General features: G+C 61.9%; 16 protein-coding genes. 9 read left to right on the top strand and 7 right to left on the bottom strand.

Annotated elements, in window-relative coordinates; genetic code table 11:
* Positions 1–58: 58 nt before the first annotated feature.
* Both GRI44_RS11575 and GRI44_RS11570 read left to right on the top strand, forming a co-directional pair.
* A complete protein-coding gene (locus GRI44_RS11575) occupies positions 59–1228 on the top strand; it encodes a glycosyltransferase (RefSeq protein WP_160601920.1) in 1170 nt (389 codons plus the stop codon).
* On the top strand, positions 1225–1806 hold the full coding sequence (locus tag GRI44_RS11570) for an LbetaH domain-containing protein (protein WP_160601919.1): 582 nt from the start codon (positions 1225–1227) through the stop codon (positions 1804–1806). The genes GRI44_RS11575 and GRI44_RS11570 overlap by 4 nt, the downstream gene beginning before the upstream one ends.
* A 3-nt stretch (positions 1807–1809) precedes the next feature.
* Here GRI44_RS11570 and GRI44_RS11565 read toward each other — a convergent pair whose 3' ends face one another.
* From GRI44_RS11565 to GRI44_RS11540, 6 genes are all read right to left on the bottom strand, one after another.
* Positions 1810–3033 carry a hypothetical protein gene (locus GRI44_RS11565; protein WP_160601918.1) on the bottom strand — a complete coding sequence of 408 codons (1224 nt, stop codon included), beginning with the start codon at positions 3031–3033 and terminating at the stop codon, positions 1810–1812.
* A complete protein-coding gene (locus GRI44_RS11560) occupies positions 3033–5195 on the bottom strand; it encodes a GumC family protein (RefSeq protein WP_332872408.1) in 2163 nt (720 codons plus the stop codon). The genes GRI44_RS11565 and GRI44_RS11560 overlap by 1 nt, the downstream gene beginning before the upstream one ends.
* Positions 5196–5323: 128 nt before the next feature.
* Positions 5324–6022, bottom strand: a complete 699-nt coding sequence (locus GRI44_RS11555) for a polysaccharide biosynthesis/export family protein (RefSeq protein ID WP_160601917.1) — start codon at positions 6020–6022, stop codon at positions 5324–5326.
* Positions 6023–6025: 3 nt separating this feature from the next.
* Complete coding sequence (locus tag GRI44_RS11550; RefSeq protein ID WP_160601916.1) at positions 6026–7483, bottom strand: O-antigen ligase family protein; 1458 nt, start codon at positions 7481–7483, stop codon at positions 6026–6028.
* Between the two features lie 20 nt (positions 7484–7503).
* Positions 7504–7812, bottom strand: a complete 309-nt coding sequence (locus tag GRI44_RS11545; protein ID WP_160601915.1) for a hypothetical protein — start codon at positions 7810–7812, stop codon at positions 7504–7506.
* A gap of 121 nt (positions 7813–7933) precedes the next feature.
* Entirely contained in the window at positions 7934–9325 is a 1392-nt protein-coding gene (locus GRI44_RS11540; protein ID WP_232843121.1) for an exopolysaccharide biosynthesis polyprenyl glycosylphosphotransferase, read from the bottom strand.
* Between the two features lie 189 nt (positions 9326–9514).
* Between GRI44_RS11540 and gmd the strand changes: the two genes are divergently transcribed.
* From gmd to GRI44_RS11505, 7 genes are all read left to right on the top strand, one after another.
* A complete protein-coding gene (gene gmd, locus GRI44_RS11535) occupies positions 9515–10585 on the top strand; it encodes a GDP-mannose 4,6-dehydratase (protein WP_160601914.1) in 1071 nt (356 codons plus the stop codon).
* Positions 10586–10588: 3 nt separating this feature from the next.
* A complete protein-coding gene (locus GRI44_RS11530; protein WP_202386331.1) occupies positions 10589–11644 on the top strand; it encodes an STELLO glycosyltransferase family protein in 1056 nt (351 codons plus the stop codon).
* A complete protein-coding gene (locus GRI44_RS11525; RefSeq protein ID WP_160601913.1) occupies positions 11641–12093 on the top strand; it encodes a hypothetical protein in 453 nt (150 codons plus the stop codon). The genes GRI44_RS11530 and GRI44_RS11525 overlap by 4 nt, the downstream gene beginning before the upstream one ends.
* Positions 12094–12156: 63 nt before the next feature.
* Positions 12157–12600 (top strand): hypothetical protein, encoded by a 444-nt coding sequence (locus GRI44_RS11520; RefSeq protein ID WP_160601912.1) that lies wholly within the window; start codon positions 12157–12159, stop codon positions 12598–12600.
* Entirely contained in the window at positions 12600–13562 is a 963-nt protein-coding gene (fcl, locus tag GRI44_RS11515; protein ID WP_160601911.1) for a GDP-L-fucose synthase, read from the top strand. Before GRI44_RS11520 ends, fcl begins: the two co-directional genes overlap by 1 nt.
* Complete coding sequence (locus GRI44_RS11510; RefSeq protein WP_160601910.1) at positions 13555–14862, top strand: WcaI family glycosyltransferase; 1308 nt, start codon at positions 13555–13557, stop codon at positions 14860–14862. Before fcl ends, GRI44_RS11510 begins: the two co-directional genes overlap by 8 nt.
* Positions 14852–16231, top strand: coding sequence for a lipopolysaccharide biosynthesis protein (locus GRI44_RS11505; RefSeq protein ID WP_160601909.1), 1380 nt, complete (start codon positions 14852–14854; stop codon positions 16229–16231). Before GRI44_RS11510 ends, GRI44_RS11505 begins: the two co-directional genes overlap by 11 nt.
* Here the strand turns inward: GRI44_RS11505 and GRI44_RS11500 are convergent.
* Complete coding sequence (locus GRI44_RS11500) at positions 16228–17472, bottom strand: glycosyltransferase family 4 protein (protein WP_160601908.1); 1245 nt, start codon at positions 17470–17472, stop codon at positions 16228–16230. The genes GRI44_RS11505 and GRI44_RS11500 overlap by 4 nt on opposite strands.
* Between the last annotated feature and the right edge of the window lie 20 nt (positions 17473–17492).

The raw sequence follows: 17492 nt of genomic DNA, 5'->3' as shown, positions 1-17492 counted from the left end.
ATTTCTTGCCGCCGCGGCGGACAGCTTCTAAGGCTGGCACCATGAACAGGGCCAAGTTTTGAGCACGCCGGGCGCCAGTGTGGCCGCCAGTATAACCGGCAGTGTGGCCGGCAAGCGGATTGGCCTGTTGACGGCATCTGTTTCCACGCTTGGCGGCGGGGTGGCAGAGGCGGTCCTGTCGCAGGCCGCGATCATCCGCGACATGGGCGCAGTGCCGGTCATTTTCGCCCTGCGCGATGCCAAAACAGATGCGCAGGCCGCCCGATTTGCCAATTATGAAACCCATCTTGCCAGCCGGCAGGGCCCGGCAATATTCGGCTATGCAAAGGATATGCACAAACAGATGATGCAGGCAGAATGCGATGTGATGCATCTGCACGGCATCTGGATGTATCCCTCCCGCGCTGGTGCGGTGTGGGCGCAGCGCACTGGCAGGCTCTATATCATCTCCCCTCATGGTATGCTGGACCCGTGGATTATGGCGCGAGGACGCTGGAAAAAGGCGTTGGCGCGCAGGTTCTACGAACGGTCAGGCTGGCGCAGGGCCGCAGCTTTCCACGCGCTGACCAGCGATGAAGCGCAGGATATTGCACGCGAGACAGGCGCAGCCACCATCCGGACCATCCCCAATCCCGCGCCGGCAGCGCGCAGCCACGCCGCTGATTTTCCCGCACCGGAAGTCATTTTCATTGGTCGTATCCACCCGAAAAAGAACCTTGCGGCGCTGGTGGCAGGCTGGGGGCAATTGTCTGCCAGCGATGCCGGTGAAGCGCGCCTGACCATCGCGGGATGGGGCGATGGTGGCGAAGTGGCAGCGCTTGAAAAGCTGGTGGCAGCCGCACCCGGAAATGTGCGTTACATTGGCCCCGTCCATGGCGCAGCCAAGCAGGAATTATTGGCCCGCGCCCGCTTTATGGCGCTGCCTTCGCTGAGTGAAGGCCTGCCGGTGGCCATATTGGAAGCATGGGCCAATGGTGTGCCGACATTGATGAGCCGCGCCTGCCATTTGCCGGAGGGTTTCAGCAGCGGTGCCGCTGCGGACTGCGGCACGCAGGCTGACAGCATTGCCGCAGCGCTGCGCCGCGCATTGGCGCTGCCCCCCATGGAATGGCGCGCCATGTCCGGCGCGGCGACGGATCTGGCCAACGGGCCATTTGCAGCCAGCACCACAGCGCAGCAATGGCGCACTGTATATGGCGCGCTTGCCAGCGGGAAGCTTGGTGCATGACCGGTTTCGACGATTTTGACCCGCATGCGGCCGGGCCGAGCTTTTCCCTCATGAACAAGCTGGAACGGATAATTTTCGGCACGGTCTGGCTGGTCCTTGCGCGCTTTACCCCGCCGCCGCTGCATGGCTGGCGCAGGCTGCTGCTGCGGGCATTCGGGGCACGCATCGGCCGCAATGCGCGGATCCATGCGTCCGTTCGCATCTGGCTGCCGCGCAATCTTGAAATTGGGGAAAACGCCCTGATCGGGCCGGGCGCACGGCTGTATAATCAGGGACAGATTACCATTGGTGCCAATTGCGTCATCAGCCAGCGCGCGCATATTTGCGCCAGCACCCATTCCCTTTCCGATCCGGCGTTCAAACTTGTATTGCGCCCGGTGCGGATCGAAAATGGCTGCTGGGTCGCTGCCGAAGCTTTTGTTGGCCCGGGTGTGACCATGGCCCCCGGCTGCGTGCTGGCAGCGCGGGCGGCCCTGTTTGGTAATGGGGAAGCCATGGCCGTCTATCGCGGCAATCCTGCCCAAAAGATCAAGGACCGTGTCCCACATAATGGTAATGACAGCCAGCCAAGCGGCTGATCGTCAGCGCCGCTGTGAAGGGCCCCCATCCAGCCGCACATTCTGAATGGTCACTGCGGCCCCGGGCCGTACCCACAAGCCCAGCGTCTGCAACCCGCAGGCGCCTATATTCAGCCATTGCCCGCCAGCCGCTATATCGCCCTCGGCAGGGAGGGGGATGATGACCGCGCCCCCGCACGCCGCCGATGCCGCGACCTGCCCGCTGACCGGCCCGTTTTGCGCCGTCACATCGGCCCGCAACAGATAGCGGCCCGGTTCCAGACTGATCGCCTGCGTCAGGAAAACGCGGCTGATTGCGCCGGAATTGCTGATTTTTGCCGCCTGCCCGCCCCCCTTGGCCGGGACAAACCGCATATCCACATCGCCAGAGCCGCGGCGCTGCCAGCCAAATGGTGCAGCGCCACTTTCAGATGCCGCATAATCGAAACGGCCATTCAGCAAACCACCTGATGCAGCCCGGTGCGGGCAATGGGCCTGCCATATGGCCAGCGCTTCCGCCCGCAGACCGCGCCGCAACAGGTCCGCCGTGAAATGGGTTGGGCGTTCGCAGCCCAGATTCAGGCCCGCAGCGCCTGCTGCCGCGATCATACCGCTGCGCGCAATCATAATCTCATCGTCCAGCCGTACAGGCGCGTTCAGATAGCCATCCAACCATGCAGGGTCTGCTGCCATCTGCTGCGCCAGCGCGGCCCGTCCTGTTGCCGTCTGCGTCATCGGCTGCACCAGATCATCAAGGGCAGGCGCCCTTGGATTGGCGCGAAGAATGGCGTCCACACGCTGGGCAGCGCGGCCATAATCACGCTGGCGGATGGCCGCATCATACCAATAGGCCTGCGTCATAGGATCACGCCACCCCATGTTTGCGGCCACCCGAAATGCCTGCTCCGCAGCGGTAAAATCACCTTGCGCCAATAATGCTGCGCCCAATAGCGCCGCTGGCTGGCGGTGCAGCGGATCATGGTCAAGCGCTGCCAAGGCGGCTGCGTGGGCAATATCCGGCCTGCCCTGCGCCATAGCCCGCGCTGCATCAGCGCGATGTGCAGCATTGCGGAAGAGCGCAGGCACCAGCCGGGACACCATCGGCTGCGATGCCACAGGCCGCGTTTCGGCCAGCCGGTCAAAACCGCTACCCCACACCGACACCGCATAGGCCAGCACCAACGCCACCACCGCGCCGCGCGCGGCCAGCGACGAAAACCCTGCCAGCTGTATGGCAGGACGCGGCATCAGCCACGCGCCCCGTCGGCGTAGCGATAATATTCACGGCCATAATAGGCGGAATACCGGTTTCCGGCCTGTTCAGGATCAAATTTGGTCAGCAGCGCGCCCAGCAGGACAGGGTCTGTCCCGCGCAGGCGGCGCAGCGCTGCCTTGACTTGCGCGCTGCGGGCCCGGCCTGCTTCCACCACGAACATCGTGCCATCGGCCAAGGCCGCGATCATCGGCGCATCTGCCAGCCCCAGCACCGGCGGGCTGTCGATAATCACCACATCATAGGCCGCAGACAGCTCTTCCAGCAATTGCGCCATGCGGGGCGATGCCACCAGTTCTGCCGGCCCGGGCGGCAGCGGGCCGGAAGGAATAAGATCAAACGGGCCCGAAGCCACCTGCACCGATATGTCGGCGGCCAGGGCCTGCCCTGTCAGAAGGTCTGACAGACCGCGTTCATTGGCCACGCCTGCACTGGTGTGGAGCGATGGGCGGCGCAGATCCGCATCAATCAGCACTGCGCGCATTCCCAGTTTGCCAAACGCTTGCGCCAGCGCCAGGCTGGTGGTGCTTTTGCCTTCGGTTGGCTGGGCGCTGGTGACGGCGATAATTTTGGGCAAGCCGTCCTGCGTGGAATAGAGCAGCGATCCCCGCAGCGAATTATACGCTTCGGTCATGGGGGATTTGGCATCTTCCAGTTCCTGCGCGGGGCTGTCTATCTGGCTGCGTGGTATGACGCCCAGCAGCGGCAGACCCAGCTTGCCTTCGACATCTTCCGGCACGCGGATCACATCATCCAGCTGGTCACGCAGGAACACCGCGGCCCCTGCCAGACTTAAGCCCAGCAGCAGGGCAACAGCCAAATTACGCAGCAAATCGGGCGATGAAGGAACCAGCGGCGGATCGGCCTTGTCGATGATCGACAGATTGCTGGTGGCCACCCCGGCAGAGGCATTCAATTCGCGGTATCGCTGCAGCAGGCCGTCATAGATCGACCGGTTGGTATCCGCTTCGCGGGCCAGCGTATTATACCGCACGGATTTGTCCTGCTCCGCCAGCGTGGCGCCTTCCAGCCGTTTGACCTGCGCCTGCAATTGCTTTTCCGCCGCGCGCGCCGCCACCAGATCGGCGCGGATGGAATTGCGCACATTGCCGGCCGTGCGGTTCAACTGCGCTTCGGTGGAGGCAAGATCGGCTTGCAGGCGCGTGACAGTGGGATGGTCCGGCAGATACCGCTCGCGCGCGGTTTGCAGATTGCCCTGCACTTCTGCGCGTTTCGTCATGAGAGACTGGACGGTCGGATCGGCCAGCACCACTTGCGATGAAAACAGCGGCACAGCCTGTTCGGCGGCCCAGCGTGTTTCTGCCTGAACGCGGGCGGCCTGCGCCTGGTTGGCCGCATCGCTCAACTGCATCAGGCTGCTGGCGGTAATGCTGCCCGACCCTGACGAAGTGCTATCTTCCGACGTGGAATTGCGCGTGCGGATCAGCCCTGCCTGCCGCGCATAATCGTTCAATTCCCGTTCGGACGATTCCAGCCGGCTGCGCGCTTCTTCCAATTGTTCCGCCACAAAATTGCGCGCATATGCGGTGCTGTCGAAACGCCGTTGCAGGTTTGACTGAATGAATTCCTCGGCAAAACTATTGGCAATACGCGCTGACATTTGCGGGTCGGTGCTGGTAAAACCAATGCCGGCAATGCGGGTAGACCGTGGCAGGTTCACATTCATGTTGCTGCGCAGCAGATCCAGCACCTGTTCCTGCCGGGCGCGGCCATCCATGCCTTCACTCTGGCCGGAAACTTCCATCGCGCCAAGAAAAGCCGCATTGCCATCAAGATCGAGCGCGCGCGACACGCGCAGCGCAAGGGCGCGGCTGCGAAGAATATCGAGCTGGGTATTCAGGAAACGGTCGGTGTCCCAATCTGATGTTTCAGTGGTCCCCCCATCCAGCTCATCGCCCAGCACTTTTTCACTCTGGTCGTTGATCTGGACGCTGGTGGTGGCCGTAAAACGCGGCGTGTCGAGCAGGGTGATGATGACAGCCGCCGCGACCGCGAAGCCGACAATGCCCGCAGCCATCCACAAATGGCGCCGCAATGCAGCAAGCGCATAACGCAAATTGGCGCTGAACGGATTGTCACCCGTTTCGCCCGGCAGCGCAGAGTACGCCTGCTGCACTTGTTGCCGTTCTCTTGCGCTCAGCGAATTTGCCGCCACGTCGATCTGATCCTTTCGCGAAAAAATTATTCGCAGATATTATGGCAGGCTCTCTCGCAGACCCGCTCTTCATTCAGGCCCGGCCTTATTCAAAAGGGCCGGAACACCCCGATCAGCGGGGCTGCCTGCAAAATGTCGCGGTAGGTGCCGCGCAGCTGCGAATAGCCCACCACAATCACATCACCCGGCATAATCACCGGATCGGGCAGCGATCCTTCGCGGATTGCCTGAAGATCGAAAACCCCGCCGATGCGCTGGCCTTCCACCGTGCGGAACACCACAATCTGGTCCAGCCGCGCAACCTGGGTGGGGCTGCGTGCCTGCGCGATTGCACCCAGCAATGTCATGCCTTCTGCGTGGGCATAAACGCCGGGCAAGGCGACCTGTCCTTCCACAGAATAGGTGTAGGGCTGGCTTTCATTCACCACCACGGTCACCTGGGGATCGCGCAGATAACGCCGGCCATAGGCCTGCTGGATGGTGCGGCCAAGATCCGCCGCACTGACACCGGCGGCCTGAATTTCGCCGATCAGCGGCAGGTTGAGATTGCCGCCATTGTCGATCGTGATGCGTGTCTGGGTCAGTTCCGGTTCCTGAAACACTTCCACGCTCACGACATCGCCCCGCCGAAGGGCATAGCGTGTGGGCAGTGACTGGTCTGCAGGAACGGCAATGGCATCATAGCCTGCGCTGCCGCTTTCCACTGCCGGGTGAAACCCGCTCTGACAGGCTGAAAATAGGCCAAGCAGGGCCAGAGCTGCACAATTTTGCAGCGGTCTTGTCATCATGGCCTAGTCTGATCCCTTGCAGGCACGCTGCTGCGCCGCAGAGCCTTTGGTGGTTTTCTGCCCGACAAGCAAGCCTGCGGCCACTGCCGCAACGGCAGACAGCGCCATATTGCGCAGCGGATAATCAACCAGCGAATGCAGCGCGATAAGTACCAGCGTGCCCGCTGCAAACACCAGCAGCGGCCGGCGATCTGGCGCGGCGCGCCAATGGTGCCATGCTGCACGGCTCAGGATGAGAGTGATGGCCGCCAGAATGAAAGGCGCGATCACGCCTGTTTCGAGCAAAAATTCCAGATAATCATTATGCGCGCGGTTGGGCATTGTCGCATCGACCACTTCCAGCCGTTCGCCTGCCACAAACACGGGTACGAATGTCCCGATGCCTGCGCCCCACGGCCAGAATTGCCTGATGGCATACCATGTGTCAGCCCATAATTCAGACCGGAAATCCGTGGTCGCCCCAAACCGGCTGGCCACTACGGCAATTTCCGCATTACCGCGCAAGCCAACATAAATGGCGGCAGACACCATGGCCGCGATCAGCACGGCGCGCGCTATTGGGGCCCATCCATTCTGGCCCGCCACCATGCGAAAAAGCGGAATGGCCAGCCATGCCTGCGCGGCCAGGGCCACCAGTATCAGCGCGATACTGGTGCGCGATCCGGTCAGCACGGTCGCCAACATCAGCACAGCGACCATCACGACGAGACCAATGATTACAGGGCCAGTGACTGTATGCGCCTGCGGATCGCCGGGTATGGGCCGTGGGGGCAGCAACAGTGCGGCGGCCGCCAGACCTGAAATCAGAAAAAAATCAGCCGCAGCATTGCGATTGGCGAAAAACCCGGTGACCCACGGCGTATGGACCTGGCTGTAAAGATAAAATTCCCTCCCGCCGCTGGCCACCTGAAGGGCGCCAAGCAGCACCGCAGCAAGCCCGGTGGCGACGATTATGGCCAGCAACATTTTCTGGCCTTGCAGCCCCAGCATACAGGTCAGCGCAAACAGCATGACCGGCGGCACCAAGGCCAATAAGCCCGCCAGCGTCAGATGGGGAGAGACCGACCATGGGCGCCAGCTTTGCGCCATACCGGCAAGATCAAGTGCGGCAATTTCAGGGGCGCGGCCCGGCATGGCCTGCCACAGCGCAGGGGGCAATGGCACCAGCTGCACTGCCGGCACCACCAGGACGATGGCGATCAGCCACATGGCGGAACGCGAAACTTTAGCGCGGGCGGGGCGGAGGATGACGGCGGGGGTGGTGCCGGGGGTGCGGGCGGGGGAACGGGCAATGCTGCGCGCCAACAGCAGCCACAGCAGCACAGCGCCTGCCGCAAACTGGACCACCATTTCCGACCACGGATTGGGCGAGCCGCCGCCGCCAAAGACAAGCGACACGGCCAGCACAAGGCCAGCGGCCCACATTATCGGATTGTTTCTGGGTGATGCCAGCGCTGGCACATCAAACTCCCGACTGACAATCAGCCGGGGCTGTCATTCCCCGAAGAATCAACTCCCGGAAGAACACCCAGCGTGGCAGCCAGCAGCAAACCTAAGGCTGCGGCGCCGCCCTTGGCGGCAAGGCCGCTTTCGGAATCCGGCATGCTCTGGCGGGTAATTGCCTTACGCTTGCTCGCTTTCTGGCGGGGAAGCTTGGCGTCTGCCTGCTGCGTAGCCCCGGCACTGGGGACTGCATCCGCAGATCGCGTGGCCTGCGCCTGCAGCGGCGCGGCCAGCAACAAGGTGCCAGCAATGAGTGCCGCTGAAATCTTCAAATTTGCCAAAGTCACGCGTCCTACTGATCAGTTGCGCGGTCTTTTGCCAGATTAGGGGATAAAGTCAAAAATATCCTGTTTCTGGCCAGTTGGCAGGCGAACAGGCTGATGTCATATTTGCGCCCCCGCCCTCCCCTCAATAAGCGCGGCTATGCACCATGACCCTGGTAGTTGCGGCAATGATTGCAATATCGCGCCACAAGCTCCACCGGGCGATATATTCCAGATCAGCATGGAGCCTGTCGGAAAGATCGCTTTCATCCGCTGTTGCCCCGCGAAAACCGCGGATTTGCGCCAGGCCTGTCAGCCCCGGTTTCAGGGCGTGCCGCCGCCAGTACCGCCCATCCACTTCCCAGAACAGTTTTTCGCCCGCTTGGGAGCCCAGCGCGTGCGGGCGCGGGCCGACAATGCTCATATTGCCCAGCAGAATGTTGAACAATTGCGGCAGTTCATCAATGCTGGTCCGGCGCAGGAACCGCCCGATCCGGGTGATCCGTTCATCGTCGCGAGAAGCGGACCGCCCCCCCGACGCATCTGCCGAGGCAACGGACATGGTGCGGAACTTGTAGATCGAGAAATAGCGGTTGCCCCAGCCCATCCGCTGCTGGACAAAAATGACCGGCCCGCCATCGTTCAGTTTCACCAGCAGGCCGGTAATCAGCAGAAGCGGCGAAAGTACCACCAGCGCCAGGCTGGCAAAGCCGATGTCGAACCCGCGTTTCAAAATGCGCGCCCGCAGGCCCAGGGGGCCGGTTGATACCACCAGCGACGTGCAATGTTCGTATTGGTTCAGGCCGATGGCGCCCAGCCCGTGCAGCGTCTCGCTCACGATTTCGCCCTGAATGCCGGTGGCGCGCAACAGGCGCGCCCAGTTTTCGCGTTCATCCGGCGGGCAACTGACAATCACGCTGTCCATATGCAGCATATATCGGCCAATGCGGTCGATATGATGCGGATTATCCGTGCTGGGCAGCAGGCCATGGGCCGCTGCATCGACATGGATGGCATGGGCAATATCCACTGCGGGCCCGCCAGCGTCCAGCAGCAGGACATTGAACGGGGTTGGCCCCCATTTGCGCCGCAGCCACCAGATCGCGCCTGTCCGCAATGCCGCCATGAAGATGAAACTGAAACCCAGCCCCAGCGTGAATACCGCGCGCGAGAAGCTGGTGGTCGACTTGAAATAGAAAGTGAAAAAGATGAGCAATGCCGAACTGATCGCCAGCGCCAGCAACAGCCGCAGCACCACAAACCGCCAATCCATCAGCGAACGTGTGGCATAGACATTCTGATACAGTGCAATGGTCAGGAACAATGGCGCCAGCAATTGCGCTTCCAGACTTGCCACCGCCGAAGGGAATTCACCCAGGTATAGTGCGCCTGCCAGCAGGAACCCGCCATAGAGCAGCCCCAGATCCGCAACCAGCAGCACCAGATACGCCCGGATCCGGCCATGCTCCAGCGGCAAAACCTGCGGCAAACGGCTGACGTTGCCCGCCATCTGCATCGGAAAATGATCTTGCTTCATGGTCGGGATCGTCCGGGCCCTGGTTCGACAATGTTAAGCGGCCGTGCGTCACCCTAGTCACATTTGCAGCAGCGTGAAACCTGTAACACCGCCGTGCTGCCCAATTGGTGGGCTGGAACCTTGGCAAGGCAGTTGCACAACCTGCCAGCCGGTGGCTAAGGCCGCACAATTATCAAGGGAAAGAGTGAATTGGCCGAACGAACGAAGCGTGCGCTGGTAACAGGTATCACGGGCCAGGACGGTGCCTATCTGGCACGGCTGCTGCTGGAAAAGGGCTATGAAGTTCACGGGCTGAAGCGCCGGTCGTCTTCGTTCAATACCGGCCGGATCGAGGATATTTATCAGGACCCGCACGATCCTGACCAGCGTTTCGTGCTGCATTATGGCGACATGACCGATGCCACCAACCTGATCCGGCTGGTGCAGGAAACCCAGCCGGATGAAATCTACAATCTGGCAGCGCAAAGCCATGTGCAGGTCAGTTTCGAAACGCCTGAATATACCGCCAATGCAGATGGGCTGGGAACGCTGCGCCTGCTGGAAGCCATGCGCATTTTGGGACTGGAGAAAACCGCACGCTTCTATCAGGCATCCACGTCCGAACTTTACGGGCTGGCGCAGGAAACGCCGCAGAACGAAACCACGCCATTCTACCCCCGCAGCCCCTATGCCGCGGCCAAGCTCTATGCCTACTGGATGGTCGTGAATTACCGCGAAGCATACGGAATGCATGCATCGAACGGCATTTTGTTCAACCACGAAAGCCCGCTGCGCGGCGAAACCTTTGTTACGCGCAAGATTACCCGCGGGGCTGCGGCCATCGTGCTGGGCCGGCAGGACAAACTCTATCTCGGCAATCTGGATGCCATGCGTGACTGGGGCCACGCCCGCGAATATGTGCGCGGCATGTGGATGATGATGCAGCAGGATGAACCGGGCGATTATGTGCTGGCAACAGGCGAGACAACGTCGGTGCGCGATTTTGTCCGCTGGTGCTTCGAAGACGCCGGAAAGCCGATCGAGTTTCGGGGTGAGGGGCTGGCCGAGAAAGCCTATTGCCAGGCCACAGGTCAGTGTCTGGTGGAAGTGGACCCGCGTTATTTCCGCCCCACCGAAGTCGCCATCCTGCTGGGCGATCCGGCCAAGGCGCGGGAAAAGCTGGGCTGGCGGCACGAAACCAGCGCCCGCGAACTGGCACGCGAAATGACCACCGCAGATCTTGAACTGATGCGCCAGGCGCCGATTGCGAAAGGCGACTAGGGCATGAGCAGTACACCCGGCATCAGCCCGACACCAGATACAGGCGCCCACGCTATGCCAGGAAAAGGCGCGCTGGCTGTCACCACAATTTCCGCGCCCAACGCCGTGCTGCGTCAGCTGGCATCGGACGCGGCTCGGCTGGGTCTGCATTTCGTGGTGGCGGGTGACACCAAAAGCCCGGCGGATTTCGCGCTGGAAGGCTGTGATTATTACGGCATCGAAGCGCAGCGGGAAACGGGCTTTGCCTTTGCGCAACTGTGTCCGGAACGCCATTATGCGCGCAAGAACATTGCCTATCTGGTGGCTATTCGCGCTGGCGCTGATTTCATTGTCGAAACTGACGATGATAATTTTCCGCGCGAAGAATTTTACCGGCCCCTGCCGCGCCATAGCAGCGTGCCGCAGATTACCGGCAATGGCTGGACCAATGTCTATGGGTTTTACAGCCAGACGCCCATCTGGCCCCGCGGCCTGCCGCTGGATGCAGTGCGCGATCCGCTGCCACAGCTGCCGCCGCCAACATTGGTGGATGCCCCCATCCAGCAGGGGCTGGCAGATGCCAATCCTGATGTGGATGCCATTTACCGGCTGACCTATCCGCTGCCGTTCGATTTTGACAGCGGGGCAAAACGGCTGGCGCTGGGGCATGGCAGCTGGTGCCCCTATAACAGCCAGAACACGGTGCATTACCGCGCCGCCTATGCGCTGCTGTATCTGCCTGCCCATTGCAGTTTCCGGATGACAGACATCTGGCGCAGTTTTGTTGCCCAGCGCATTGCGTGGACGTGCGGGTGGAGCATCCTGTTCCGCGAAGCCACCGTCAGTCAGGACCGCAACGACCATGATCTGATGAAGGATTTTGCCGAAGAAATTCCCGGCTATCTGAACAATCGCGCCATTGGCGAAGCGCTGGCCAGCCTTGATCTGGACAGCGGGGTCGAGGCCATTCCCGCCAATTTGCGCAAGTGCTATGCACGGCTGGTGGCAGATAGCCATGTCGGCGCGGATGAATTGCCATTGCTGGATGCCTGGCTGGCAGATCTGGCCGCCATGCCATGAGCAATTGTGGCCCGCAGATAAAGGCGCTCTTCCTGTTCAACCATCGGTTCGAGGCGAATATGCCGATGCTTGACCGTATATACGGCGGCAGATTTGCCAACCGCCATTTCATCATGCCCTTTGCCAGCCAGCCGGGGCCGCGCATATCGCGGGTGGCGGAACAGGGGCGCAATTTTTCCGGCCATCTGGCGCAATCCGCGCGTGACTGGGTGGAACCGGGCATCACCCATTATGTCGTGGTGCCGGACGATCTGCTGCTGAACCCTCAGATCGATGAAAATAACCTTGTCGCCGCGCTGAAACTGGCGCCGGGGCAAGCCTATATCAAGAACCTGATTTCCGCTGACGCATTGCGCTTTGCATGGCCATGGGCCGGCGAAGTGGCAGCCACGTTCCGCCGTTCCAGCCGAATGCTGGATACTGCCGCGCTGCTGCCCGATGCGGCCTAGGCAGAGGCGCGCTTTCGCAAGCTGGGCATCCGGTTTCCCGCCCCCGGCACACGGGCCCGGCGCATGGGCCTGGCTGCGCGTCTTGCCCAGGCTAAAAAGGCCAAGCGCAGCTTTCTGGATGCCATCAGCCTGCGCGGCCAGCCTGCGGAATATCCGCTGCTGGCAGGTTATTCCGATTTTCTGGTTATTCCGGCTGAAGCCATTGATGATTTCGTGCATTATTGCGGCGTGTTTGCCGCGCTCAACATATTTGCCGAAGTGGCCGTGCCCACCGCATTGGCGCTGGCCGCTGACAGCGTGAAAACCGAACTTTGCGCCAACAGCCATTTTCATGATGAAAATCCGGCGCGGACCGACCCGCACGGCTTGTGCGGTGTGGAATTGTGGAATGCCGCGGACAAGGCCCGCCATGCCGGCCTGCTGGATGGCAGCCTGGACCATCTTTGCGCGAATTTCCCGGCCGACTGGCTGTATATCCACCCTGTCAAACTCAGCCGTTACACCTGATGGCGGGCGAATATAGCCTGCGCGCAAAACGCGTTTACGTGGCGGGCCACGGCGGCATGGCTGGTTCTGCGCTGGTGCGGCGGCTGGCATCCGAAGGGTGCGAAATTCTGACAGCGCCGCGCACGGTAGATTTGCGCGAACAGGCGATGGTGCGCGACTGGTTTGCGAAAAACCGGCCCGATGCGGTGTTCTGCGCCGCAGCGCGGGTCGGGGGAATTGCCGCGAATGACCGCTACCCCGCCCAGTTTCTATACGATAATCTGATGATCGAGGCGAATATCATCGATGCTGCGCGGCAGACGCAATGCGGCAAGCTGCTGTTTCTGGGTTCGTCCTGCATCTATCCGCGCATGGCCCCGCAGCCCATTTGCGAAGACGCGCTTTTGACTGGCCCGCTGGAGCCGACCAATGAATGGTATGCCGTGGCCAAGATTGCCGGCATCAAATTGTGCCAGGCATACCGCCAGGAATATGGGTGCGATTTCATCAGTGCCATGCCGACCAATATGTATGGGCCGGGGGATAATTTTGATCTGGCTACCAGCCATGTCCTGCCAGCCCTTATTCGAAAAGCCCATGATGCACGGGTGAACGGGGATCAGACCATGACTGTCTGGGGCTCCGGCGCGCCATTGCGCGAATTTCTTCATGTGGATGATATGGCCGATGCCTGCGTCTTCCTGATGCAGAATTATTCCGGGCACAGCCATGTCAATGTGGGTTACGGTTCGGACATTGCCATTGCCGCGCTGGCGCAGATGGTGGCCAATGTTGTCGGATTTACAGGGACGTTGCAGTTCGACACTTCGAAGCCCGACGGCACACCGCGCAAACTGATGGATTCCAGCCTGCTGCGGTCCATGGGGTGGCAGCCGGAAATTGCGCTCGAACGCGGAATTGAGGATGCCTACCGCCAGTTTCTCGCCAGCGGCAACCTGCGGCAGGTGCAGATGGATGGGTAAGGCGCGCCCCGGCACCCCGCGCCCACCGCGCATCCTGATGCTGAGCCTGAATTACGCCCCGGAAGAAATCGGCATCGGCCCTTACAGCGCCGGGATGGCACAGATGCTGGCAGCAGATGGCTGGCAAGTGGATGTGGTGGCAGGCGCGCCCTATTATCCGCAATGGCAGCGCCAGCCTGGCTATGCCGGATGGACATCAGCGGCGGAACAGGGCGTGCGCGTTGCCCGCGTCCCCCATTATGTGCCGCAGTGCCCGACTGGCCCCAGACGATTGCTGCACCATGCCAGCTTTGCAGCCGCAGCCGCTTTTCCTGCCTTGAAACATGCCCTGCAACGGCGGCCTGATGTGGTGTTTGCCGTCGCCCCGGCCATGATGGCCATGCCCGTGGCCTGGGCAGCAGCGCGGCTTTCGGGCGCGAAACTGTGGCTGCATGTGCAGGATTTCGAAGTGGAAACCGCGCTCGCCACTGGTCTTCTGGGCCGGCCTGAACTCGACCGAAAGGGCCTGGCAGGAAAGGGGTTGGTAGCGCGGGCAGCATTGGGGCTTGAAGGCGTGATGCTGCGTGGTGCCGATATGGTCAGTTCGATCAGCCCCAACATGTGCGACCGGCTGGCGCAAAAGGGAGTGCCACCGCCGCGCATCATGCAATTGCGGAACTGGGCCAATCACGAAGACAGCGCGGCTGCGGCAGACCCGGACAGGCTGGCGCGGGAATGGGGATTGCAGGGCAAGAAAATCGCGCTCTATTCTGGCAATATTGGCAGAAAGCAGGGGCTGGAAACCATTATTGACTGCGCGCGCCTGCTGCATGGCCGGACCGATCTTGCCTTTGTCATCTGCGGCAACGGGCCGGAACGAAGCCAGCTGGAAATACGCGCCAAAGGCTTGCGCAATATTCAGTTTCACCCCTTGCAACCGGCCAGCGGTGTGGGCGATCTGCTGGCGCTGGCTGATGTGCATCTGTTGCCGCAACTGGCCGATGCGGCCGATCTGGTGTTGCCTTCCAAACTGGCCAATATGCTCGGCTCTGGCCGCCCGGTGGTGGCAGGCGCTGCCCCCGGCACCGCGCTGGCGGACGAAGTAACCGGCTGCGGCCTGGTGGTGGTGCCTGAACAGGCACAGGCCATGGCCGATGCCATTGTCCGCCTGTGTGATGATGGGGCGCTGGCTGCAACGCTGGGCGCAGCGGCGAAGGCGAGAGCACAGGACCGCTGGACGAAATCCGCCGTCATGTCAGGATTGGCCCCGCGTCTGCATGCCCTTTCCGGCAGGGCGTGGGCCGTCGCAAGTGCAGATTGATTTTCGCAGATTTGGCCGCGGGCTGGTGGGCAATGTGTCCGGCCAGTCCGCCTCGTTTCTGGCGCAGCTTGCGGTCCAGCTGGTTTCAGTGCCGGTGTTCACGCTTTCATGGGGCATTGAACGCTATGGCATCTGGCTCATTCTTTATACGCTGCCAGCCTATCTCGCTACGCTCAGCCTTGGGTTTGGCGGCGCGGCAGGCAATGATATGGTGGCCGCCGTGGCGCAGGGCAGGCGCCATGATGCAGCGCGTACCTATGCCGCAGTGCGGTCTGGCTTTGCCGGATTGTCACTGGTGGCGGCCCTCATCGGCGCTGCGCTGATTTTCGGCCCGGCGGCGCGCCTGCTGGATTTCGCCCAGCCTTATGCCCACGGTCAGGCGCAATGGGCCGCCATGGCCCTTGTGGCGTACGGGCTGGCCAATCTGCAAATGAGCAATTGGGCGCTGGCCCTGCGCGCGACAGATGGGTTTGCGCGGTTCCTCTATCTCGCCAGCATAACTGCGATGGTGGAAATGGCCATAGCGCTCGCGCTGGTTCTGGCGGGCGGCGGTTTGGTCATGGCAGCGGTGGGTCTTGCGGTGGGACGGTGTGCGGGCTGGTTGGCCACGGGTCTGATGATACACCGCCATGCGCCGTGGCTCGCGCAATCGGGCTGGGCTTTCAGCATGGGGGAAGCCCGGCGTCTGGCGCGGCCCGCGCTGGCGATGGCCATGGTTCCGCTGGGCTTTGCCATCCAGCTTCAGGGCACCATCATGGCGCTGGGCATGGCAGCAGGGCCAGCCGCCGTGCCCGTATTTACAACCGTGCGCACGCTGGCGCGGTTTGCAATCCAGCTGACATCGGTGGTGAATGTGGCATCCATGCCGGTGTTTACCCACGCCGCAGCGCAGGATGACACGGCGCGCAAGGCTGATCTGGTGGCGTTGAATCTGACCACCGCGCTCGTGGTCCTGCTTCCCGCAGCCATGGCCATCGCACTGGCCGGGCCGGCAGTCATTCGCATATGGACTGGCGGGGCGATCATAGCGCCTGCGGCGCTGGTGGCGGTCATGGCAGCATCGCTGGTTTTTGGCGGGCTATGGCTGGTGCTGGCCAATCTGGTGTTGGCGCTGAACCAGCACGGGCGATATTCTTACGCTTTTGTGGGGCTGGCATGTGTTTCTGTCGGTGCGTGCGCAGTGCTGGCGCGCAGCATGGGCGCGCTGGGCGCTGGCATCACAGCGGCAGGGTTCGACATGGCGATGCTGGTCATGCTGGTGTGGCAGGCGCGCCGCGCTGGTATTCTGGCCGCCGGATCATTTTCCACCGCGCCGCGCCGCAGCTGGACATTGATAGCAGACCGGCTGCCGCGGCTGTTCCGCCGTTAGCAGGCCAGATCAACCAGTAGCTGGCTGATGCCGTGTCGATATTGTGCGAAGCGGTAGCGCTGCGCCTCGTGCTGGGCGGCAACGCGCATGGCATCAAGACGGTCACGGTCGTCAATCATCTGGCGCATGGCGCCGAGCAGTTCGCTTGTGCCGGGTTTCGCCAGGCAAATACCGGTATCCGGCGTCACGCCATTGCCGGATTGGGACGTCTGGATGAGCGCCAGACCCGATGCCAGCCCTTCCACCAGCGTCAGCGCCGATCCTTCGAAATAGCTGGGAAACAGCAATGCATGATGGTCCGCCATGATGGCCGGCATTTCCGAGCGGGGGACCGTTCGCCGGTAGGTGATCCGGTCGGCATAGCGGGCGAAGATGGCATCGGGGATGCTCAACTGGCCGACCACCGTCAGTTCCGCGTCGCTGCGCGGCAATTGCGCGATTGCTTCCAGCACGTGGTGGAAGCCCTTGCGCAGCCCCGCCAGCCCGGTGAACAGGAATTTGACCGGGCCTGACTTTGGCACAGGGGCAGGCGCGGGCATATTGCCGAACAATGCTTCATCAAAACAATAGGGCAGCACGCGCAGCTTTTCCGCGATGTCCGGGCTTCCTGCAAACTGGCGCACCGTTGCAGCCGCAAATTCGCTGCCGCACAGGATGACATCAGCCAGGCTGTATTCCGCATCATCCCGGGCGATGCGCTGGGCGTTCTGCGGCTCCACCCCCGGAATGAACCAGTCGGCATGGGTCTGGCGGATAATCTCCAGCTGGTGGTTGAAATAGCGCCAGTCGCCAATGGTGCGGTCGAGAATCGCCAAACGCCCGCATGCTTTGGCAGTCGCAAAAACGCGCTGTGACGCGCTGTTATAGCCCCATACTGCATAGGGAATATCGGTGCGTATCTCGCGTTCCAGCGCGCGGGCGAACAGGTCATTGCCCAGGTCATTTATCCGCCGCGACGGGCCCAGAAACCCGGCCCGCGCTGTCAGCCGTTCAATCCATTCTGCAGTGCTGCCCGGCGTGATGATGCGGGCATCGGCAAGCTGGGGAAAATCGAAACGCGAAAATTCCCGCCGTGTTGCCCGGCCCAGCGCCCCCGGCAGCAGATTTTCAAGCGTAAAGGGAAACCGGTCTGCGCGGCGGAAAATACTGGTCGCATACCATTCCAGCCGCCCCAGATCCTGCAATGCAAGAGCGGTTTGCCAGCTGTGCTGAACACCAGGATGGAAAACGGCCACTTGCATCGAAGTTACGGCCTTACGGA

Origin of the sequence: Allopontixanthobacter confluentis (assembly GCF_009827615.1) — a bacterium.
Lineage (GTDB): Bacteria > Pseudomonadota > Alphaproteobacteria > Sphingomonadales > Sphingomonadaceae > Allopontixanthobacter > Allopontixanthobacter confluentis.
Note: the sequence above shows the minus strand (reverse complement) of the source record. Positions and strands in the feature narration are given on the sequence as shown.